19 protein-coding genes are annotated in these 22305 nt (G+C 59.8%); 7 read left to right on the forward strand and 12 right to left on the reverse strand.

Features of this window, described 5'->3' with window-relative positions:
- Positions 1-11: 11 nt before the first annotated feature.
- The 3 genes from alaS to M9Q49_RS02935 all read right to left on the reverse strand — a co-directional run bounded on the left by alaS (position 12) and on the right by M9Q49_RS02935 (position 6382).
- On the reverse strand, positions 12-2822 hold the full coding sequence (gene alaS / locus M9Q49_RS02925) for an alanine--tRNA ligase (protein WP_254507150.1): 2811 nt from the start codon (positions 2820-2822) through the stop codon (positions 12-14).
- A 203-nt stretch (positions 2823-3025) separates the two neighbouring features.
- A complete protein-coding gene (locus tag M9Q49_RS02930; protein WP_254507151.1) occupies positions 3026-5089 on the reverse strand; it encodes a CehA/McbA family metallohydrolase in 2064 nt (687 codons plus the stop codon).
- 99 nt (positions 5090-5188) lie between these two features.
- Positions 5189-6382 carry an amino acid aminotransferase gene (locus tag M9Q49_RS02935; protein ID WP_254507152.1) on the reverse strand — a complete coding sequence of 398 codons (1194 nt, stop codon included), beginning with the start codon at positions 6380-6382 and terminating at the stop codon, positions 5189-5191.
- Between the two features lie 251 nt (positions 6383-6633).
- Here M9Q49_RS02935 and M9Q49_RS02940 point away from each other — a divergent pair, with 251 nt between their 5' ends.
- Positions 6634-7854, forward strand: coding sequence for an inositol-3-phosphate synthase (locus tag M9Q49_RS02940; protein ID WP_254507153.1), 1221 nt, complete (start codon positions 6634-6636; stop codon positions 7852-7854).
- A 180-nt stretch (positions 7855-8034) separates the two neighbouring features.
- Here M9Q49_RS02940 and holA read toward each other — a convergent pair whose 3' ends face one another.
- The 8 genes from holA to M9Q49_RS02980 all read right to left on the reverse strand — a co-directional run bounded on the left by holA (position 8035) and on the right by M9Q49_RS02980 (position 14484).
- Entirely contained in the window at positions 8035-9135 is a 1101-nt protein-coding gene (holA, locus tag M9Q49_RS02945; protein ID WP_254507154.1) for a DNA polymerase III subunit delta, read from the reverse strand.
- A 9-nt stretch (positions 9136-9144) separates the two neighbouring features.
- Entirely contained in the window at positions 9145-10206 is a 1062-nt protein-coding gene (locus M9Q49_RS02950) for a hypothetical protein (protein WP_254507155.1), read from the reverse strand.
- A gap of 21 nt (positions 10207-10227) precedes the next feature.
- Positions 10228-10986, reverse strand: a complete 759-nt coding sequence (locus M9Q49_RS02955) for an LssY C-terminal domain-containing protein (RefSeq protein ID WP_254507156.1) — start codon at positions 10984-10986, stop codon at positions 10228-10230.
- A 225-nt stretch (positions 10987-11211) separates the two neighbouring features.
- Positions 11212-12522, reverse strand: coding sequence for a hypothetical protein (locus M9Q49_RS02960; RefSeq protein ID WP_254507157.1), 1311 nt, complete (start codon positions 12520-12522; stop codon positions 11212-11214).
- A gap of 231 nt (positions 12523-12753) precedes the next feature.
- Positions 12754-13350 carry a hypothetical protein gene (locus M9Q49_RS02965; RefSeq protein ID WP_254507158.1) on the reverse strand — a complete coding sequence of 199 codons (597 nt, stop codon included), beginning with the start codon at positions 13348-13350 and terminating at the stop codon, positions 12754-12756.
- Positions 13316-13525, reverse strand: coding sequence for a hypothetical protein (locus tag M9Q49_RS02970; protein WP_254507159.1), 210 nt, complete (start codon positions 13523-13525; stop codon positions 13316-13318). Before M9Q49_RS02970 ends, M9Q49_RS02965 begins: the two co-directional genes overlap by 35 nt.
- A 59-nt stretch (positions 13526-13584) precedes the next feature.
- Complete coding sequence (locus M9Q49_RS02975) at positions 13585-13782, reverse strand: hypothetical protein (RefSeq protein ID WP_254507160.1); 198 nt, start codon at positions 13780-13782, stop codon at positions 13585-13587.
- A gap of 126 nt (positions 13783-13908) precedes the next feature.
- Positions 13909-14484 (reverse strand): sigma-70 family RNA polymerase sigma factor, encoded by a 576-nt coding sequence (locus M9Q49_RS02980; protein WP_254507161.1) that lies wholly within the window; start codon positions 14482-14484, stop codon positions 13909-13911.
- A 420-nt stretch (positions 14485-14904) separates the two neighbouring features.
- On the opposite strand from M9Q49_RS02980, the gene cbiE reads away from it, so the two are divergent.
- The 3 genes from cbiE (at position 14905) to M9Q49_RS02995 (ending at position 17873) form a co-directional block, all read left to right on the forward strand.
- A complete protein-coding gene (cbiE, locus tag M9Q49_RS02985) occupies positions 14905-16167 on the forward strand; it encodes a precorrin-6y C5,15-methyltransferase (decarboxylating) subunit CbiE (protein WP_254507162.1) in 1263 nt (420 codons plus the stop codon).
- A 109-nt stretch (positions 16168-16276) separates the two neighbouring features.
- Positions 16277-16939, forward strand: coding sequence for a tRNA (guanine(46)-N(7))-methyltransferase TrmB (trmB, locus tag M9Q49_RS02990; RefSeq protein ID WP_254507163.1), 663 nt, complete (start codon positions 16277-16279; stop codon positions 16937-16939).
- Between the two features lie 64 nt (positions 16940-17003).
- Positions 17004-17873 (forward strand): hypothetical protein, encoded by an 870-nt coding sequence (locus tag M9Q49_RS02995; protein WP_254507164.1) that lies wholly within the window; start codon positions 17004-17006, stop codon positions 17871-17873.
- Here the strand turns inward: M9Q49_RS02995 and M9Q49_RS03000 are convergent.
- Positions 17845-20613 (reverse strand): hypothetical protein, encoded by a 2769-nt coding sequence (locus M9Q49_RS03000; RefSeq protein ID WP_254507165.1) that lies wholly within the window; start codon positions 20611-20613, stop codon positions 17845-17847. The genes M9Q49_RS02995 and M9Q49_RS03000 overlap by 29 nt on opposite strands.
- Positions 20614-20637: 24 nt before the next feature.
- On the opposite strand from M9Q49_RS03000, the gene M9Q49_RS03005 reads away from it, so the two are divergent.
- The 3 genes from M9Q49_RS03005 (at position 20638) to M9Q49_RS03015 (ending at position 22269) form a co-directional block, all read left to right on the forward strand.
- On the forward strand, positions 20638-21441 hold the full coding sequence (locus M9Q49_RS03005) for a sugar phosphate isomerase/epimerase family protein (protein WP_254507166.1): 804 nt from the start codon (positions 20638-20640) through the stop codon (positions 21439-21441).
- A gap of 76 nt (positions 21442-21517) precedes the next feature.
- Positions 21518-21811: a hypothetical protein gene (locus tag M9Q49_RS03010; protein WP_254507167.1), complete on the forward strand. Its 294-nt coding sequence runs from the start codon at positions 21518-21520 to the stop codon at positions 21809-21811.
- A complete protein-coding gene (locus M9Q49_RS03015; RefSeq protein WP_254507168.1) occupies positions 21808-22269 on the forward strand; it encodes a hypothetical protein in 462 nt (153 codons plus the stop codon). The genes M9Q49_RS03010 and M9Q49_RS03015 overlap by 4 nt, the downstream gene beginning before the upstream one ends.
- Positions 22270-22305 lie beyond the last annotated feature (36 nt).

Consider the following 22305-nt stretch of genomic DNA (forward strand, 5'->3'; position numbering starts at 1 on the left):
TTTTCTGAGGCTCAAGCCTTGAGCATCAGCTTCGCTACTTCCATGGCCTTCAAGAGCGCATCCGGAAGTTTCTCAGGCTGTTTGCCGCCCGCTTGGGCCAAGTCGGGCTTGCCGCCGCCGCCGCCACCGACAACGGGGGCAACGTCGCGGACCCAATTGCCAGCCGAGACGCCCTTCGTGACGAGGTCCTTCGAAACGCCGGCGACGAGGACGACTTTGCCTTCGCCTTCTGCCGTCGCGAGGAAGACCGCGCTTGGGCTAACCTTCTGGCGGATCTGGTCGATCAGCTGTCGCATCAGGTTGCTGCTCGCGCCGGGAGCTTCGGCGACGATGACCGTCGCACCCCCGACTTGGGCAGCCGTGCTGAGCAGCGTTTCGGCTGACAGCGAACCGGCTTCGCTTTGCTTGGAAATCTGTTGCTTCAGATCGACCACTTCGGCGATGAGCGACTCCACGCGGGCCGGAGCGTCGAACAACGCGACGTTCAGCAGCCGAGCGGTTTCACGCAGCAGCGACTTCTTTTCCGCCGTCGTCGGTTCCGGGCCTTTACCCGTCGGAATGGTTTCGGTGTTGGCCGGGGCCTTGCTGCCGCTGCTGAGTTGCTTGCGGAGGTCGCGTACCTTTTGCACCAGGTTCTTCACGCAAATACCGATGTCGCGAGTCGTGCATTCGAGGCACTTGGCGATCGCTTGCAGCGAGCTTTCGGTCTGCTGTTCGTGGGCCTTTGCTTTTTCACCGGTGAGCGCGGTGATGCGACGCACGCCGGCAGCGACGCCTTCTTCGGCGAGAATTTCGAACGCGCCGACGTCCTTGGTGTTGTCGAGATGCGTGCCGCCACACAGTTCGCGGCTGAATTCGCCCATGCTCACCATGCGGGCCGGATCGGGATACTTTTCGCCGAAGAGCATCATCGCGCCCGCCGTGCGAGCTTCGCTCAGCGGCACGAACTTCGCTTCGATCTTCTCCGCCGCAGCGACCTTTTCGGCAACGTCTTTTTCAATGGCTTGCAGTTTTTCGGAGCTGACCGGTTCGGGATTGCCGAAGTCGAATCGGAGCCAATCCTCCTCGACCTTCGAACCCATCTGATGTGCATCCTTGCCGAGGGCTCGCTGCAACGCATAGTGCATGATGTGCGTCGCCGAGTGAGCGCGGCGAATGCCCTGACGTCGGCCTGTGTGAACTTTCGCGGTTACCTTCGCGCCGGCCTTCATCGTCCCTTCGGTTAGATGGCCGTAGTGCAGCAGCAGGTCGCCGTCCTTTTGCGTATCGGTCACAGTGAACTTGAAACCAGGGCCAACGATCTCGCCCTTGTCGCCAACTTGGCCGCCCGATTCGCCGTAGAACGGGCTGCGGTCGAGCACGACACAAACGGCCGCTTCGGTGCCAGCTTCGGTGAATTCGTCGCAGAGGAGATTGTGCGAAACGATGCCCTTGATTTCGGCGGTCGCATCGGTGCCGTCGTAAGCGAGGAACTCGGTGCTCTTCAGCGACTTCTTCAGCGCGCCGATCGGGTTGTTCACTTCCATGCCGGTGTCGGCCGAGATCTTGCCCGACTTTTCGCCATGCACTTCCATCGAGTGCTTGAAGCCGGGCCAATCGAACGTGTAGTTCAACTCAGCGGCCATGTTCTCGACGAGCTCGGGCGGAATGCCGTACGTCTGATACATGTCGAAGGCATCTTCGCCCGGCACGATGACCTTGCCGGACTTTTGCATATCGCCGAAGGTCTTGTCGATCCGCGCGAGACCGGCATCAAGCGTGCCGAGAAACGCCGACTCTTCACCCTTCATCGCCTTGGCGACGCGGTCGGTCGTCGTGGCGATTTCCGGATAAGGCCGCTTCATCATCTCGGCGACTTTCTCGACGAGCTGATACATGAAGGGCTCGCGCAGACCCAGTTGATGACCGTCGAGAATCGCGCGGCGCATCAAGCGGCGGATAACGTAGTTCTGCTTGTTCGGGCCGGGGAGCACGTTTTCGTGAATCGCAAAGGTACAAGCGCGAACGTGATCGGCAATGCGGCGGAGCCGACGGCCAGAATCCGATTTCGGATCGTACTTCACGCCGACCACTTCACCAGCCGCTTCGACCAGCGGCCGGATCGTATCGATGTGGTAGTTGGTATCGACGCCTTGCAGCACGCTGGCGATCCGCTCGAGGCCCATGCCCGTGTCGATGTTCTTGCTCGGCAGCGGCCGGAGATTGTTCGGCGGATTGCCGACGCGGTTGAACTGCGTGAACACGAGGTTCCAGATTTCGACGCTCTTGGTCGCACCAGGCGCATGGTAGTAAATTTCGCTGCACGGCCCACACACGCCGTCGGGGCCTTGGCTCGGAGCGCTCGCCGGCCAGAAGTTGTCGTCCTCGCCCATCCGCTCGATTCGCGTCACGGGCAGGCCGATTTCGTTGTGCCAGATGTTGGCCGCTTCGTCGTCATCGAGATAAACAGTGACGGTCAGGCGGTCCTTCTCGATGCCGAGCCATTTCTTGTCGGTGAGAAATTCCCAGGCCCAGTGAATGGCTTCTTTCTTGAAGTAATCGCCGAAGCTGAAGTTGCCCAGCATCTCGAAGAACGTGTGGTGATAGGCGGTCCGGCCGACGTTATCGATGTCGCCGGTGCGGAGGCACTTCTGGCAGGTGGTTGCCCGGGTGAACTCGAGCTTCACGCGGCCCAGGAAGTGATCCTTGAAGGGATTCATGCCGGCCGGCGTGAAGAGAACCGAGGGATCCCACCGCGGCACGAGCACATCGCTGGCCTGTTGGGTGTGTCCCTTGCTAACGAAGAATTCGAGGTACTTGTCGCGCAGTTCGTCAGTCTTCATGGCCCAATCCGTTGGCGGAATCCGCCGGTCCGTAACACCTGGGGAAATTGTTCGTAAGACCGCTCATGGTAGCGGATTCGGTCAAATTGGGGTAGGCGATTCGGCGTAGACCGCCGCCGACAATGAGAAGGAGGCGGCCAGGCCGGTGATGGTTCGTCCCATTGTCGCCCGATTTCGCCAAAATCGGTGAATGGCGGTAAACCTTACTGCCGGGCTCGCGCCAGTTCCTGTTCCCGAAAGGCTTGCCAGGCCGCCCGCATTCCCGCCGAGACAGTGGCATTGGGCCGATCGAAGTTGTCGGGCAGCGGATGCGATTGCAGATACAAATGCATCGCCTGCGCCGCGACCGCGTTGTCGAACGGTTTCAACGAACTCGCGAGTTGCTCCCAATCGGCTCCCGCTTTCTTCGCCAGTGGCTCCGCATAGCCACGCGGCGTCGTGCGCAGGCCGTCACCGTCGCCATCGATCCAAATCGGCCCGGTCACGCCGAGCGACATGCCGGCGAACTCCGGCGACGTCGGTTGATACGGCTTGGCCATGGCCCAATAGGGGGCAGTCACTTCGTCACCGAGCGCGACGGCGACCAGATGAACGTCGTGTTTGAGACGCCGGGTTGTCCAGGTTGCTTCCCATTGCACGCCGGGATTCTTCGCACGATCGGCCGGCGGCGTGATTTTCTCTTCGCGGAATAACTCGCCGTTCATGTACAGCTGGACCTTCCGCGCCGTCGTCCAGTGCGGACCAAGCACGCGCAGTTGCAACTTTACTTGCGCATTGGTTCCGGTCGCGAGATCTCCCGGCTGGAACTTGTCATCCACTTTCATTTCGACCAGCAAGCCGTAGCTGACGGCAACTCGTCCGGCAAGAAAGCTTTTGATCGCGGTAGCTGCATCCAGTTTGCCGACGTCCTGATCGTCGCAGCGAATGTACGTTCTGCCCTGGCCGACGATGTAGCGCGACACATCGTGCGAATCGCTGCTGCCGACCGGCGTGATTTTGTAGCCGCGATTGATGGTCGCCAGCCAATCGTGCAATAACCGCAGCGGTTCGTTCTGGGTCGCGCCGCTGTTGATGATTTCCATCGCATTCGGAAACATCGGCCAGCCGTGAAAGTTTTCGCCAATCGTGGCGTTGAATAAGTCGGGACCGAAGGGCCGCACGTTGTTGTGAATGTCGCGGGCGTGATTGAGGATGCACACCTGCACGCCGGGCGTGTCGAAAATCTCGTTCTTCAACTCAGCCCAATCCTTCAGCTGATGATTCGGCACTCGCGCGCCGGCCTCAACCGGAAAAAGATTGAAGTGCCCGACCTGCGTGGTCACTTCGTTCCCCATGACAGGAGTGAAGTATTTTCCCAGCTTTAATCGCTCCACATCAGGCCGATAGTCGATGTGCTTGTTGTGATCGGCGGCGATCGGCAACTCGATTCCTTCGCCGGCCAGCGTGATCAACCGTTCGTCGAGCGTGGCATCGCCATGGCCTGAGTGCGTGAACGTATGGATGTGCGTGTCGCACGCGACCAGTCCGGGCGTGGAAACTTCGCGGCGGATCTGCAGCGAACTCTCATGCCTTTCGCCGACAGCCAGATTCACTTCCGTCTTGGCGACGGAGTACTCAAACCCGCGGCTCGCATAGATCGTGTATTTTCCCGCCGGAACGCTGAAGGTCGCGTGGCCATCGGCGGTGTAAATAACTCCGGGCCGAGCGGCGATCGTTGCTGATGAGACTGCCGAGGTCGCTTGCAGCGCACCGTCTTGATTGACGATGGTAATCCGCGCAGGAATCGGCTGTTTGGTCGCTTCATCGACCACCGCAATCCGGCAAGCCGCCTCGGCGAGCGATTCCTTCACGGGCCGCGGTTCGATCAGCAGTTCGCCCACGCGAATATCATCTGCGACCGGCTTAGCGTTCGCCTTTGCCTCGATCAGCAGCGTGTTCTGGCCCTCAATTAGCGCCTGCGCTGGGATCGGCAGGTACCACACGATATCGGCTTCATCGCGAATCAGTTCGCCGAGCGGTTTTTTATTGAGAAGCACTCGCCAGGCTTGTTTCACATCCTGCTGCCGAATGCGCAGCGTGTGCTCTTTGGCGTTTGGTTTGGAATCGAACTGTATTTCCAAACGAGAGCCTTCCGCTTGCTCCGGAAAGCTAGTCCACTCGCGACTCGGCTCATTGCGCAGATGCGTGAGCTTGGGGTGAGGAAGCCCCTCACCGCTCGCTGAATTGCAGAGCAGAAAAACAGCCGCGATCCACAGCCAACGATGCATGCCGCGGCCCTCGATATTTGCAGAAAAGCGCCGCTGTATTCCAACTGCGCGACCCGACGAGTCGCGCAGTCAGCAATCAAGTTGACAATCGATCGCAGATTACAAAACCGCCGTAATCGCCGCGCACAGCTTCGGCATGTTCTCTTCCGTCATACCGGCCACATTGATGCGGCCGCCGTTGCCGACGACGTAGACGGCGTGCTTGGTTTTCAGTTCGTCGACCTGCATGTTGGTCAGGCCGGAGTAGCTGAACATCCCCTTTTGGCTGATGAGGAAGGAGAAATCCTTTTCGGGCTTCAGCTTCTTCATGGTGTCGACAAAGAGGTGCCGCATTTTGTTAATGCGGTTGCGCATCGCGGCGAGTTCGCCTTCCCATTGCTTGCGGAGGGCAGCGTCGTTGAGCACGCCGGCGACGAGTGCGCCGCCGTGGGTCGGCGGGTTCGAGTAGTTGCAGCGAATGCTGATGCGGACCTGGCTGAGGGCTCGCTGAGCCGCTTCGGCGGTGTTGGTGACGAGCGTCAGTGCGCCGACGCGTTCGCCGTAGAGGCCGAAGTTTTTCGAGAACGAACTGCAGACCAGCACATCGACGCCGGTCGCGGCGATTTCGCGCAGACCAACGGCGTCTTCTTCCAAGCCATCGCCAAAGCCCTGGTAGGCGAAGTCGACGATCGGCAGCAGCTTTTTGTCCTTGATAACGGCGGCGATTTTCTTCCACTGTTCCGGCGTCGGATCGATGCCGGTCGGATTGTGGCAGCAGGCATGCAACAGCACGATGTCGCCGGCCGGCAGTTTTTCGAGCGAGGCAATCATGCCGTCGAAATCGAGGCCTTTGCCGGTGCTGTCGAGATAGGTATAGACGTCGGTCAGCTGACCAGCCGCTTGGAAAATGGCTTGGTGATTGGCCCAGGTCGGCTTGCTCACCCAAACCTTCGCAGCGGCAAAGTGCTTGCGGAGCAAATCGGCAGCGACGCGGAGCGAACCCGTGCCGCCCGGCGTTTGCGCGGTGACGGCCCGCTTGTCTTTGAGAATGGGATGGCCGGCGCCGAAGAGCATCTCTTGCACTTGCTGACCGTAGTCGGCGAGCCCTTCGATGGCGAGGTAGCCCTTGCTCTTCTCTTTTTCCAGCAGGCGACGCTCGGCTTCCTTGATCGAGGCCAAGACGGGAGTATTGCCTTGCTCGTCTTTATAGACACCAACGCTGAGGTTGATCTTGTTCGGGTTCGGGTCGTTCTTGAAGGCTTCCCCCAAACCGAGGATGGCGTCGGGAGGAGCGAGCGGTAGGAGGTCGAACATAGCGGCGTGGTTGTTCGCGATACGAACGTGTTAGGGGAGGAATTGCAGCAAAGCCACGCAGCCCGCCGCACTGCAGCGGCTAGACACACGGGGCAAAGACAATTATTCTAGCCGCTTGCCAATAGGTCGGTAGACCTGATGCCAGACTCAGTATTCCCGCCAATTTGTGGTGCATTCGGCGATAGCCCGGCTGCTCCCGGCAAAAACCTGCTTCCTCTCCCTCCCCGCATCTCTTTTCCTTGACGGTGTGCATGGCCCGGCGAAAAATCGGTTTGTGGATTATTGGCGCTAAGGGAGGTGTCGCCTCGACAGTCACGGTGGGCTTGATCGCACTGAAAAAGGGGCTGGCGCCGAACCACGGCCTGGTCACGCAGTTGCCGCAGTTCGCCAACATCGATCTGGCCGGCTTTAGCGACTTCACGATCGGCGGCCACGAGATCCGCGACGTGAATCTGTATGACGAAGCGCTGCAGCTCGTGCGCGTGAGCAAGGCGCTCGATGCCGAACTCGTTGCCAAGTGCAAAACCGAGCTCGACAAGATCGATAAGAACATCAAGCCCGGCACGCTGTGGAACGTCGGCAGCAAGATCGAAGAGATCTCGGGCGATGAGTCGCGCAAATTCAAAAACAAAGAAACGCCGCGGGCTGCTATCGATCGGCTCCAGAGCGATCTGAAGGAATTCCAGTCGAAGCACGATCTCGATCAGGTTGTGGTCGTGAATCTAGCTTCGACCGAACCACCAGTCGACGAAGCCGCGCTGCCAGCCAAGTGGAAGGATCTATCGAAGACCCTCGCGAAGAAAACGTGCGCCCTGCCGGCGAGCTCGCTGTATGCGATTGCCGCGCTCGAGCTCGGTCTGCCGTTCGTCAACTTCACGCCGTCGCTCGGTTCGGCTGCTCCTGCCATTCAGGAACTAGCCATCGAAAAAGAGACCTGCCACATGGGTCACGACGGCAAAACCGGCGAAACGCTGATGAAGAGCGTTCTCGCGCCGATGTTTGCCCTCCGCAACCTCCCCGTGATGAGCTGGGTCGGCCACAACATCTTCGGCAATCTCGATGGCAAGGTGCTCGACGATCCTGCCAACAAGAAAACCAAGGTCCGCAGCAAGGACCGCCTGCTGCATCAAATCCTCGGTTATTCGCCGCAAACGCTCGTCAGCATCGAATACATCGAAAGTCTCGGCGACTGGAAAACGGCCTGGGATCACATCCACTTCCAAGGATTCCTCGGCTTGCCGATGGTGCTCACCTTCCAGTGGCAAGGTGCCGATTCGCTGCTCGCGGCGCCACTGGTCATCGACCTCGTTCGCTTGACCGAACGCGCCCACCGCAACGGCGACCGCGGTTTGCTCACGTTCCTCGCCAGCTTCTTCAAGAGCCCGATCGGCGTAGCCAACCACAACTTCGTCGAGCAATTCCAAATGCTGCAAGCCTGGGCCGAGAAGGTCGAAAAGATGCAACGCCTGTAGTTCATTCTTGCTCCCTCGCCCCGGTACTCCGGGGAGAGGGTTGGAGTGAGGGGCGAACTTGCAGATGCCTCTGCGTTACTGTCGCTAGTCTCCCCTCGCCAAAGTGCCGACAATCGCGGCGCTCTTTCGGCGGCCCGCGGCTAGTTTAAGTCCATTCATCGACCGCAGAGCGTTCGACGACTAGGGGCTCTTCGGTTTCGCCTTGGCCAATCGCAAGAAGAGCCGCTCGACGGCCCACCGTGCACGCCGTTCGTTGGAGTGCGTCCCTTTTAGCGATAGATCGAGCTCCAGCAGCCAGCGATAAAGTTGGCCGGCGCGTTGGCTGCCGATTTGTTTGAGGCGGCCTTCGGCTTTGGCGAGGGTGCCGACGGGCCAGTCTTTGAAACCGGCTTGCAGGAGGACTTCGCGGAGCGAAGGGTTCACGCCGCTTCGCTGTTTCATTTCGCGAAAGATGCGGGTCGCGAGCGCGAAGCGGCGCAGGCCCCAGGCCAGCGAACCGGTGATGGCCAGCGGATGTTCGCCGGCTTGCAGGACGTGCTCGAGTTGCACGAGGGCGTCGGCCGCGTTGCCGTCGGCGACGGCGTCGCCGAGGTCCCACATCGATTTGGCTTTCCAGCCGCCGACGATCTCCTGCACCATTTCGGGCGTGACTTTTTGCCCCTTGGTGACGAAGAGCGAAAGTTTGGCCAGATCTTGCGCGAGCACGCCGAAAACCGGGCCGGTGAGATCGAGCAGCAGTTTGGCGGCATCGCTGCTGAGTTGCATGTCGTGATGCGTTTTAGCCCAGTCGCTCAGCCAGCGGGCGATGACGGCTTCGTCGACGACTTTGTTTTTGCCGACGGTTTTCTGCGGCGGCCGGCAGTCAACAACAGTTGCCGTGCCTTCGGCAGACATTTTCGCCAGACGCGTGTTGCCAGGGAACTCGCTCACCTCGAGCACCAACACGCCGTGCGATTTGGCCCGGCTGACGAAGTCTTCGAGCTTCTGCCGAAACGCCGAGACAAACGAATCGGCCTCGCGCAGTTCGACGAGTCGTGCTCCACCACCGCCGAACAGCGAAGCCGTGGCGAGCTCATCCATTACGTCGCGCCACTCGGGCGTGCGTTCACTGCCATCGTGCTGCGACACCGGCGTGTCGGCATCTCCCTTGGTCATGATGCCACGAATGTGTTCGCGGGCGAGCTGCCGCAGAAACGGCTCATCGCCAAACAGCACGCACAAACCTGCCGTCGGCGCAACGCTGCTCTTGAGAAAATCGAAGACGTGGACGGTCTCTGCCATGCCGCCAGTTTAGCGTGGATCTTTCGCCGAGGGGGCGGGCTGTGGCTTGACGAATTTGCCGCTGGGCGGCGGTGGACCCAGACGCATCAATTCCCAATAGAGTCGCAGGGCGACCAGATCGAACAATACCGCACCGATCGCCAGTTGCACAAAGCTGAAGCTGGATAGGGCCAGTTTCAAGTCGGGAAAATAAGCGCTCATCAGCGTGGCGGCGATTAAAAAGCTGGTGAGCGCTGCTCCACTGCAACTCGTGAGCACGGTCACTACCGAGAGGAAATCGAATCGCAATACAGGGCCTCGCAACGAGAGAGCCCAACTGCGAAATAGCATGACAGCGACGAGCAGGCACACAACCGCGCTACCCAAGAAGCCCGCCAATTCCCAATTCGCGGGGATTACTTGCTTCGGCAAGTTGGCGGCCCGGGCGATTGTCACGTGAATCAAAATGCAGAAACAGATCAGGCTCACGAACACGAATAGCAGAGCGCACAGCAGCGAGACACTGCGATCGGAAGTCGCCGCCGGCGCTGTCACGCGTACTTGGCGGGGCGCTGGAATCTCTCGCAGCAGTTGCATGGCGTAGGCGGAGTCGGCTACCGCCACATGGATCGCATATCGCCCAGGTTGGCGCTGCAGCGTGGGCAACAGGCCGGCCCGCTTTAGCCGCGAGAACGCAATCTCGGCTTGAACCAGCTTTTTGTAAGTTCCCACGAGCATGGGCGAATTGGGCTTCAAACCGGCGGTCAGTGGTCCTGCCGGGGCCAGTTCCTCGCCGAGGCCTTTGACATTTCGCAGCCCTTTCAGAATCTCCGCTCTGGTCCGCGGTTCCTTACCGGTGAATTCCGCGACGGGTTCGACGACGACGAGCGGGGCCGATTCGCGGCCGCGCTCGTTATCGACGTCATCTTTTGAACCAGGCCAAGATGTTTGGCCATACATGGCGAGGAGAAAAGCATAGAGCTTCACGCGCAACCGATCAGACCACGCCGGCGATTCGGCAGCGAGACACGCCTGCTCGGCCTCGGCCAGCCGTTGCTGCCACTGAGTGAGAAGTTCTTGGCGTGTGGTCATGCGATCCCCCGTGGGGCGATTCTACTCCTTTTTAGGAGCAGACGAAATCGTGATTGTTCCCACGCCCAGCCGACCGTCGGTTTTCCATTCGTCGCCGCCGCCGTTGCGACCGGTGCGCTTCGGCTGAAAATCGTCGACATATTCAACCGTCAGATCGCCGGTTTCCTTCAGTGTCTCCAAAACATGATCGCGCTCGGCGTCGACGTCGCCCGAAATGTGATGCGTGATCTGACCGGTGGTCTTGCTCAGTCCGACCTGCTTGTCATACGAAGCCGAGCCAAACCACAGCGGCCGGCCTTGGTCGTCGGACTGTTTCGCTTTCCAAAAACGGACGTGGTGTCGTTGGCTGGGATTGCCGCCGACCGGTTGCTCGAAGGCGAGATCTTGCTTGCGGCCGAAGAGATACAAACTGCTGACCGGCGCGGTGTCGTACGGCCGCTTGAGGACCGTATCGTCGGCGATCCGCACATCGGCCTTCAGGCTGAGCTTGTCCGCGGCGAACCATTTCGCGGCATGCATGATTTGTTTGACGTCGTCTTCGCTGCCGATCAGCGCCACGTTGAGCGGATCGCCAGGAATGTCGCTGTGGGTTTCGGTGATCGTCGGCGCTGCATCGAGCGCGGGATGCCGATGCGCGTACGAGACCCAAATCATGGGCGCCACGACATACGCGCCGAGCACATACACGCCGATCAAACTCAGGAAAACTAGCAGCGCCAGTTGCCAGGTTGGGCGGGGAGATTTGGGCGGAGCATGTTCGGAAGTCTTCGAATCGTTCATCGGCAGGTTCCAGCAAAAACGCTGATCAGAACGTTATAGATTAACATCCCGAGCAACGGCTGGGACGGACGAACTGGTTCGTCGAGCCGCAGTGCATGCTTCGGCTCTTCGTCTCTAACCTCTTCTCTCTAAGACCACAAACAGCGACGGGGCGACGATAAACGTCAGCCCCGTGAGTACTTCAATGATCGCGGCTGCGATCAGCAAGGTAATTGCCAAATCAGGCTACTGCGGTTGCTGCAATCGCACCAAGATCCAGCGTTCCGTCTTGCCGTTTTTGTGCAGCAGCGCGGGAGCTTCACCTTGCGAGAGATTGCCGAGGCCGGCTTCCATGACGTTGGTCGTGTTGCCGCCGACGGTCCACGAGATGCGTTGCGTATTTTTGTCGACGCCGCCGTGGATCGGATACGAGCGGTCGCTCACTTCGTCGGTGTAGTTGCCACGGACGACGCCCGTCTGATTTACCGCGAGTTGCAGAATCAACTGCGGATGCTGTTGATCGTTCTTCACCATCGCAAACACGCCGAGCGGCAGCCACTTGTCGTTCGGTCCAACCGCCGCGGCAGTTCCCGCAGCGGCCAGGTCCGAGGCTTGCTGGCTGAAATCTTCAGCAGTGCCCGCCGATTGGCCGTCGATCATGATGTTGCCATTCACATAGTTCACGTTGTTGCCGTAGTCATACGACACCGGTCGGTTCGTGTAATTGCAATGCGTGGCAATTGCGCCCCAAGCGGCAGGTGTCCAAGCCGAACCGGCGGCCCAAGCCGCAGGCGCCCAGGCATCGACATGCGTCGTGTGCCAGGCCGGGCTGTACATATCGGGCCGGTCAAATGAGTTCCGCACGGCAGCGTAGCCAGCGGCAGCGCCGTATTGCGGTTGATTGCGATTGGCGTAAGTAGCACCGGCTACGGCGCCTTCGGCACCACTGTACTGAGGCTGATTGCGATTCGCCGCGGCAGCGCCGGCAGCAGCGCCTTCAGCGCCGCTGTACTGCGGTTGATTGCGATTGGCAGCAGCGGCACCGGCAGCGGCTCCTTGAGCGCCACTGTAGTTGGGTTGATTGCGATTCGCTGCGGCGGCGCCAGCAGCAGCCCCTTCGGCCCCACTAGCGTTCGGTTGATTGCGATTGGCGGCCGTGGCGCCCGCGGCAGCACCTTCAGCGCCCGAGGGCTTCGAATTCTTATTGTTGTACTCTTCCGCGCCGGCGGCTTTGTGACCGTTGTTCGACTGCTGTTTGCTCTCGCCCCAGGCACCGCCTGGCGGTTTGCTCGACCCAGGTCGGGCGGCGGGATTATTCCCTTCGGGCTTGTTGCCCTCAGGGCGACCTTCCGATCGGCCGCTCGTGTTGCCCGGGCCCGATCGGCCTGGTTCTGAACGACTTGGTTCTGAACGACCTGGCTCAGAGCGCTCACCGCCGGCTCCACCGGGTCGTTCGCCACCACCACCACCGGGCTTGCCGCGTGCCTGACCGAATGCGCTGGTAACGGTGAGTCCGAGAATCATCGCAAAGGCGATTCCGATCCATTGTCGTGTCATGGTATCTGTCCTGGTTATGCCAATTGTGCCGCGTGAGAATTGTCTGTTTACAAGCAGATCAACCGTAGCACCAAAAACGTGGTTACGACGGAACAAGTTCCTTCTGTCGGGGCAGAAAGTTTCAACTGGCGAAGAGCTGCGCTGCCATGCGCAAAAGTTCCTGAGAGAGTAGAGCCCGCATGTTACTGCTGCGAACGCGGCGTTGCCATCTACGGTGCAAAAATAGCAGGGCTATTCTTGCGAATTTTCCACAACGGCTAACGCTTCATTCCACGACGTACGCAGTTGCAGTTTATCTACCCAGCCAGCGATGTAGTCGCGGTCAATTTCCGCCCCGGAGATTTTGAGTATTCCGGCAATGTCTCGAATGTGCTTGGGAGAGCCGCCAAGTTTGTGGTATTGCAGCTTGCCGAGAATGATGTCTTCAGGCGATCCGAGCCAAGCGAAAGCCGCCTCGCCGATCTCTCTCCGGCATCTGCGTGCAAGTAGCGAATGATGAATATCGTCATCAGAGGAGAGGATGATGTCAGCTTTGTAGCCCGCAGCCGGATCGATAATGTTGAATTGAAACTTTTTTGCAATCGCCGAGTGAATGGCGGGCTCGCTCAAATAGAAATCAGGCGCCGAAAAGGCCGCGACAAGAGGAGTAACGTGCTCGCGCTTCAGTTCAACGACGAAATCAACGTCGTTTGTCATTCGAGGTTCGCCATATGCGATCGAAGCGACTGACCCCACAATGGCATAGCGAATTTTCCAGTAGTCGAAAAACTCCGCCAATTCGAAGAGGAGACGATCAGGTGTCATGCAACATACGCCGGGCGACTTCATGGCAAACTTCTTCCTCGGTCCAAGCAGGATTGGCGGAGGCCAATTGTCGACGAAGGGTATTCCGTACGAATTGCCACATGCCAAAAGCAATCTGGAGTCGCTGGGCCGGCGTTTTCTGGCGCAGCACCTCGGCCATTTCGTCGTCAACAACTTCTGCCAGGTGAGGAGCGGTCATTACAAACCTTTGCGGCCATGAAACTGCGTGAGCAATCGCACTTCGCCGCGGCGAGCATCTTACGGCGCTGCTGGAACTTCTGGTCCTTTACCGCCGCCGGGGCGTACGGCCTCTTCGCGCGTTAGCACGTAGATGACCATAGCAATCAGCATCAACACCACGCCCCAGAATCGCCAATCGCGATGCGGCTTCCAGCCGGCCGCTGGCGGGTGATGTTCATGATCATGGGAACCGGGATGATTGTGTTTCTGATTCATGGCTGCAGTCTCAAAAGGCGAATTTTCGAGAATGCATTCTAAAGTAGAAATGCGGTGCTCGCAGGCGGGCGCATCGTTTTGCAAGCGCGCCGAAAATATGCGTTACCGCAATCTCGCTCGAGACTATTAGCTCGCAGCCGAATCGACGCCGAAGCGGCGCAGCTTTGCCCGGGCTCGATAGAGAGTTGGCCCGATGCTGTTGCTGGGAATGCCGAGGGTCGTGCCGATCTCTTCGTAGGTTTTGCCTTCGAGATGATACAGCTTGACGATCTTGGCTTCCTCGCCGCCGAGTTCGACCATCAGGCGTTCGACTTCTTCGCGATTGCTGAGACGATCTTCAACCGGCGGATGCTGATCGGCGACTTCTTCGGCTTCGTGCGAATCGGTCGGCGCGTTCAACTTGCGGCGGAGCATTTCGCGAACGACCACGCGGCGAGCCACGACAGTTAGGTAAGTCGCCAGGCTGCTTTGCCCCTTGAAGCGGCGGAGCACACCGTAGTCGTCGTTGACGAACGTCAGGAACACGTCCGACGTCAGGTCTTCGAGATCCTGAGATGTGATGGCCAGACCGCGGGAATCGGCAGTGTGGTTCACGACGTGAACCACGAGCCCCAAAAAGCGATCAACGAACGATTCCCACGCCCGGGGCTGATGCTCCAGACAGAGCTGCAGCAGATAGCGATCTTCGTCAGTAAGGGGCACGGGGTCGTTCCTGCGGAGGCCGTTGCGACGCGCAATGTCAAATCCGGTTGGGCGTGCGCGCGAGTACGTTAAAGGAGCTCCGAGCTTCCTGAGAAGTGGGTCGTGACTTCACCGGCAGGCGGAATGCGTTTCATTTTAAGTCGCGCCCCCACCAGCGGCAAGGGAAACCTTGTTGCCAAAATTCAACATTGCCAGGATTCGCCAGCTTGAAACGTCAGAAAAACTACCTCCTGACCGGCCTGGGTAGACTTTAAGGGCGGCGAAGTCGCGATTCTGCCAGCACTTAGGCCAATCGCAATGAGCCCAGAGAGTGGTACAATCGGGCCAAGCGTAGGATGGACCATTGGTCCGTCCCTTTCGACGTCGATACTGGACGGACAGCGGTCCATCCTACGAATCTCCACGCAAAGACTAATCCGCATGGACAAAGTTCAGATCATTGGCATCGGCGACGATGGTGTCGAAGGGCTCACCGCGGCTGCCCGGCAACGGCTGGCCGAAGCGGGGCTGATTCTCGGCGCTCGGCAATCCCTGGCCGCTGTCGCCAATCACCCGGCTCCCAAACAAGACATCGGCGGCGATCTGGAACAGATCGTTCGGCGGATCGAAGCCGCCAAGGGCGTTTCGGTCGTGATCCTGGCCAGCGGCGATCCCATGTTCTATGGCACCGCGCGATTTCTGTGTGACCGCCTCGGCAAGGAACGCTTCGAAGTCACGCCGCACGTCAGCAGCATGCAGCTTGCCTTTGCCCGCGTGAAGGAAAGTTGGGACGATGCTTATCTGACCAGCCTCGCCACGCAACCGCTCGATCTTGTGGCGGAAAAAGCTCGCACGGCGACGAAGGTTGGTCTATTTACTACCGACGAATCGCCGCCGAAGGCCGTCGCGCAGGCGCTGCTCGATCGGGGCATCGATTACTTTACCGTTTACGTTTGCGAGAATCTCGGCTCGCCCGATGAGTGCGTCACGCAAGGCGATCTCGAAGAAGTCGTTCAACAGCAGTTCAGCCCGCTCAATGTGATGATCCTCGTCCGCAAGCCGGGCGTTCCTGATCGGCCGGCGAGCATGAAGGGCCGTCGACTCTTCGGCAATCCTGACGAAGCGTTTCTGCAATCACAGCCGAAGCGTGGCCTGCTCACGCCGGCGGAAGTTCGCTCGATCGCGCTCGCCGAACTCGACATCGGCCGCAGCAGCATTGTGTGGGACGTCGGTGCAGGTAGCGGTAGCGTCTCGATCGAAGCAGCCCAAATCGCCGCGGCCGGCTCGGTGTATGCCATCGAAATGGATCCCGAAGACTACGCGCTGATCGCCGCGAATGCCGAACGCTTCGGTGTGACGAATCTCATTCCCGTTCTCGGCCAAGCGCCCGATGCGTGGAAAGGGCTGCCCGATCCCGATGCGATCTTCGTCGGCGGCAGCGGCCGGCATGTGCGTGGCCTCGTCGAACAAGCGTTCGAAAAACTGAAACCCGGTGGCCGCCTGGTCGCCAATGTCGGCAGCATCGAAAACTTGGCTGACGTGCGGAAAGTGTTGGCCAAAGCGGCCGGCGATACCAAGGTGCTGATGATCAACATCGCCCGCGGCAACGATCAGCTCGATCGGCTGCGGTTCGAATCGCTAAATCCGACGTTCTTGATCGTCGCCGTTCGTGAAGGTGGCCGCCGAGCCACCGATAAGAATTAACACTGTAGCTTCAATCTCGCCGAAAGTAGCTGAATTCGCCAGAATTCGGTTTCAGCGCCACCCCCACGATCTGAATTCTGGCGAATTCAGCTACTGCCGTTTTGATTTGATGACACAACCTGACGATGATTTTGGCGTTCCCATTCCCGGCCGTATCTTGCCGCAAGAAGCTTGGGCGCGCACGGCCATTAAAAAGCTCCCTCCGCCGCCACTCGATTGGAAAACCGTTTTTGGTCGCGAAGCTCCAGTGGTGCTCGATCTGGGCTGCGGCAACGGCCGGTTTTTGATTGCCGATGCGCTGAAGCGGGCGCTGACGCACAATCATCTGGGCATCGACATCTTGCCGATGGTGATTCGTTACGCCACGAAGCGTTGCAATCAGCGTGGCCTACAACACACTCGCCTTGCCGTGATCGGCGCGTATGAACTCCTCGAGGAGTACGTCCCCGCCGCTAGCGTGGCCGAGATTCATCTCTATCATCCGCAGCCTTATGAAAAGCGCGGCCACATCGACGATCGCCTGATCACGCTGGAGTTTCTCAGCCTGGTCCGCAGGTCGCTCATTCCCGGCGGCCTGTTTGTGGTGCAAACCGATAATAAGAACTACTGGCGCGACATCCGCAACTTTGCCCCGCAACTGTTCGACTTCACCGAACTCGAAGGCCCATGGCCCGATGCCCCGCAGGGCCGCACGCGGCGCGAGATCTACGCCCGGCAGCACGGCTTGAAGATCTACAAAGGTCAGGGGACGCCGAAACTGCTATTGGGTTAAGGCGCCAATTCGCCGAAAATCAGCTGCTGTCGATCTGCAATTTGACCTCTGCAATCTGCAATCCATGAGCTGGCTGCAACCCATTCTCGATCAACTGGCGAAATCGCCGGTCTGCGGCTATTTGCCGAACCAGACCGCAGCGACCGAACCGAGTGTGATCGCAGCGCTCGCATTGTCAGCCCATGGAATGCCCGATGCAGCCGCGCCGGTCCTCGCTTATCTGGCTGCCGCGCAGCAAACCGACGGCAGCGTCGGCGTGCGTGAGAAAGAGGCGACGCCCGGTTGGCCGACAAGTCTCGCCGTCATCGCCTGGCAACATTTCGCTGCAGAGAAGCACAAGTCGCGCATCGACAAGGCTCTCAACTGGATCAACACGCACCACGGCGAAACCATCCCCCGCAGTCCCGAAATGGGGCACAACACCATGCTCGACGGCTGGCCCTGGGCCGACGGGACGCACAGTTGGCTTGAGCCGACGGCCTTTCACTTGCTCGCCTATCGCGCCGTGAATCAGCTGCAGCATCCGCGCGCGGTCGAAGCGATCAAACTTCTCATCGACCGCCAGCTACCCACCGGCGGTTGCAACTACGGCAACACCATCGTCCTCGGCCAGGCTCTGCGTCCCCACGTGCAACCGACGGGCATCGCGATGCTCGCCCTTGCCGGCGAAACCGATCCCAGCGGCCGATTAGAAAAATCGCTCACTTGGCTGAAGTGGTCACTCAGCATGCGCTCGACAGCGACCTCGCTCGCGTGGGCATTACACGGCCTACGCGCTCACAACCGAGAAGTGCCACAAGCGGATGAACTCCTCGCCGCCGCAGCAAAACGCGTGACCGACCACGATCAATCGCCGCACAAGTTCGCGCTACTCGCCCTCGCTGCGGCGGGCGACAAGTCACCGTTTATCGCTCAACAACCACCGTCGAATTGAGCACCCGCGTGCCGCCGATTTCTTCCGCTCGCAGCCACAGAGTTTCGCCGACCAGCGATTCGCCCTGCGTCAGGATGAACGTCAGCGTGTGGCGGCCAGCTGGCAGGTGCAGCAGTTGTTTGGTTTCTCGCCGTCGGCCGGGTGGGAAGAGCAAGCAGTTGAAGCTAATCGGCTTGCCGGTGAGATTCGTCAGGTGCTGTTCGACGATCAGCAGGCCATCTTCGCGCAGACGCGTGCGCATCTCGACGGTCACGTCATCGAGGCCGAGCTTGAGCGTGCGATAGACGCTGAACTTGTAATTGCGATCGGCCGTGATATCGAAATCGATCCGCACTCGTTGCGGGCCGCTCGCGGCGTCGGGTTGCAGCGAAACCGACCAGCTGGGGTCCGCGTTTTGACCCTCGGCCAGGCGGAACTGCAACGGTTGTGGTGCGATCGTCCAAGCCTTCGGGCCGACAAGCGTCGCGGTGCCGCTGACGCCTTGCGGGAAAGCATTTTCGAGATGCAATGTCACGGGCTGTTGCCGGCCGAAGACACTTTCGAGATGCGTCGTTTCAAAACGAGCTCGAATTTGCCAGCGGGTCAACCCTTCATCGAGACCGAGCAGGAACGTCGGCTCGGGGCCGACTTCGATCGTCGTCTCAGGGCGTTCATCGCCTTGGTCGCTCGTAAGTTTCGTGACCGGTTTGCGCTCGCGCCCCCACAGGTCGAGCTGGCGAATGCCTTCACCGAGGAACAGATTTTCGGTGCCGGGCGTATCGCGCCACACCACCATCACGGCCTGCCCTTCGCGGGCGAAGACGTGATTCACGCTGCCGCCAGGAAGGGGCAAGCTGCCGAGATACTGCGTGCCGCCGAGCAGCGTCGCCGTCGTGCGCCATGGCACATAAAGTTCTCCCGGCGAACCATCGGCATTGAGCAAGCCGACTTCATCACTGAAAGGTTGCGGAACGAAAACGACGGCGTTCCCCTGTTGCCGCGTGGCGAGCATGCGCTGCACGAGATCGAGCACGCGGCTCGACGTCGCATATTGCGAACGCGGCAACGGTGTGAGGACCACCCACGGCCTAGCCACGGCCGGCGCAGTGGTCACATCGGTCGGCTTCGGCGCCGCTTGCAAATAGGCAGCGAGTTCCGGCGCGGTCAATTCTGGATCGGTCGAGTACGACAAGAACTCCCAAGGCGTGGTGCCGCTGGTTGTCGGAGCTTCGCGCAGCCACCGCCAGCCAAATCCGAGGTGCACTTGCTGGCCGAAGCGTTCGAAATGTTTTTTGATGCCGGCCATTCGCTGTTCGAGCTGCGGAAAATCGACGTAGCTCGTGTCGCGATCGTCGCCCAGTTGCCACCAGCGAACCTTGAGCGACAGCCGCGTCATCACCGGATCGACAGCGGCTTGCCACAGCTGAGGCTCTTGAAAGACAGACGCCGAGGGCAAGCGGCCTTTGTCGCGAAAGGTATCACGCAGGGGCTGCGGCGGCTGATCGAGCACACCGACCAACTCGATGCCGTGAATGCTCAACCGCTCGGCGAACCACGCCAGGCGATCGGCTTGCTCTTGCTCTTTTTCGCTGAACCACACGGGATACTTCGCCCAGCCGATGCCCGACTGGCTGAGCAACGTCGCCAGCGGATTGAGGGGCAGCGGATCTTCGCCGCCGGGCAATGACCAACCAAATTCTCCGCCACCCGCCCGGGGCAACGGCTTGAGAAACGCGAGCGAAATCATCCGCTGCAGCACCGTCGAAGTAGGCGCTGCTTCGGCATCGGCCTTCTCATCCGCAGTTGCGGATTGGCCCATCTGCTGCATCGAAACTCGCACGCGGTAAAAACCAAAATCCGGAATTGGCGGTTTCCAGCGAGCATTGCCGGTAATGCCGGCTTGCGGCGCCGCGCCGTGTTCATCAGCTTCGGCGGCTTGTTCTTTCGCTTTGCCGCGCCGCGGCTTTTCGTCGAGCGAAAGCGAGAGCAACTGCGTGGCGAGAACCTTATCGGTTTGATCGAGCAGGTCGAACCGCAACTCGGGCCGAGCGCCGACGAGGCCGGAAACTTCGCACACTACTTCGGCGGCAGCGAGTGAATCGTAGATCGGCAAATCGCCACTCACCCGCAAGGCGATCCGCGGCAAGCGCTGCAGCCGCAGGCCGGTCCATTGCACCGTGCCGGTGAGGTCTTCTTTGTCTTCGTGCGGCGCGATCGAAAGCGTCACGCGGGCATGCGTTGCGGCATCGCTTTTCGGCAGCAGCGGCCCGATCCGCAACGTTTGCCAGTTGGCGGCTTCGGTCACGCGCGCCGAATCATACGACTCGAGCGATTTTCCTTGTTCATCAAAAAACGTCAGCGTAAGAAAAGCCTGATCATGTTTCAGCCCCTTGGTGCGCACGCGCCCCTCGAGCAGAAAGCTGCCGCGAGCGCCGAGCGAATAGAGCGGAGTAACCACGCCGGCGCTACCGCCGCTCAGATCCATCTGCAAGTAACGTTCGGCCCCGACGTTGTGTTTCGTCAATTCCGGCTGAATGCCGATCTTGAGAAACGCCGGAAACTCCCGGCCGCGGCGGCGGGTCCAGCCGTCGGGCCAGCCGTCGTAATTGCGATCGGTGGCTTGCTTGAAATCGCAGCGCATCACCTCGACGGCGTGCGGCAACTGGTCGTCCATCGGCGCGCCGCCGCGCTCACGCATGGGCAACGCGTCATCCCCGGTCACGGCAATCAGCGATAGAATGAGCGGAGTGATCAGGTTCATTGGTTTTATTAACGACGAAAATCTATGCTGCAAATCAAGGTCGCCATTGAACTGGCTAGTCTGAAGGCGCGCGGCGGTAGCCCTCAGCTTTCCTTTGCTCAAGCCTTGCACACGGCGGCGCGCCTGGGGGCAGAAGCCGTCGAAATTGACGGCCGCAACGAGGTTTCCGTAGCCGACCTAAGCCGTACAGGTGTGCGGCAGGTGCGGAAAATGCTGGAAGATCTGAATTTGCGGGTATCGGCCCTCAGCTTTCGCACCCGCCGCGGTTACGCCGACGTGAACGAACTCGACCGCCGGATCGACGCCACCAAACGGGCCCTGCAGCTCGCCTACGAACTCGGCACGAACGTCGTCGTCAATCACATCGGCCGAATTCCGACCGAGGAAGATGCAAATGGACTCTCGACGCTACGGACCGCGCTCGCCGACATCGGCCGCGAAGGCCATCGCGTCGGCGCGCTCCTCGCCGCCGAAACGGGAACTGAAAGCGGCGCCGATCTGCTGAAGCTCATCGACTCCTTGCCGCCCGGTTCGCTCGGCGTCGATTTCAACCCGGCCAACTTGATCACGCACGGTTTTGATCCGCGCGAAGCGGCGCAAAAACTTGGTGCGCACGTGCTGCACGTCCACGCCACCGACGGCACGCGCGACGTCGCCGCCGGCCGCGGCATCGAAGTCCCCCTGGGCCGCGGCAGCGCCGAGTTCCCCGAAATCCTGGGTGCCCTCGAGGAACATCAGTACCGCGGCTACCTCACTATCCGCCGCACGGAGTCGAGCAATCCGCTGGAAGAGATCGCCGCGGCAGTGAAGTATTTGCGGGCACTGTGAACAACGATCATTCCTGGTTTGGTGCCAATTGAATTAGAATTGGAATAAGCAATTTCTTACATCACGGAAAGAAACGATGAGCACTGCATCTGTCATCGAGCAAGCTGGCGAACACAGCGACGACGCTGAACGCCGCGCCTTTCGGGCGTTCGGCGAAGTAATCCGCATTACCACTGAACTTTTCGGTGAAGTCCACGTCAAGGAATCATTTGACCCCGAATTTGCGGAAGAGAAATACGTCGTGTTTGTAGTACGGGCTCCAGGCACCAGTAAGGAACTGATGGCATTGGAGCGGCAGTGGATCGAGCAGGTCCGGCAAGTCGCAAGAAACTGGGAGTCATTTCGCCTCTCGCTGCGGCCACTAGCATGAAGCCAAATGACTTCCTTGTGCTCGCTACAAAGCTGCATCGCGAATCAGTAACACCACCTGCGACTGCGACCAAGCTGCCTGATCCGGCGACGATGCGAACCAGTGTTTCGCGGGCATACTACGCAGCGTTCTTGACGGCGCGGGTAATTATGGAAACAGAATGGCGGCAGCCTGAGTTTGTTGGCGGCAACGAACATCGACTTCTGCAGCAATGCCTGCTGAATAGCAATGTTCCAGAGGCTTATACGATCGGCAAGTTACTCGAAAACCTTCACGACAGCAGGAAAAGTGCAGACTACGACCTGAATGATGTCGACATGGACACCGCGCCGAATGCCGCATTCTGCATTGAACGAGCAACCGATATTATCGAATTACTGAAGCAGTGTTCCACAGGGGTGTTGAGTGCACAGATTCGGGCCGGCATCACTCAGTACCGACGTATGCGACAGGTCTGAATCTTTGCCTATCAATCAAGAAGTCAACACAAGCAC

This window comes from Anatilimnocola floriformis (assembly GCF_024256385.1).
Classification (GTDB): Bacteria; Planctomycetota; Planctomycetia; order Pirellulales; family Pirellulaceae; genus Anatilimnocola; species Anatilimnocola floriformis.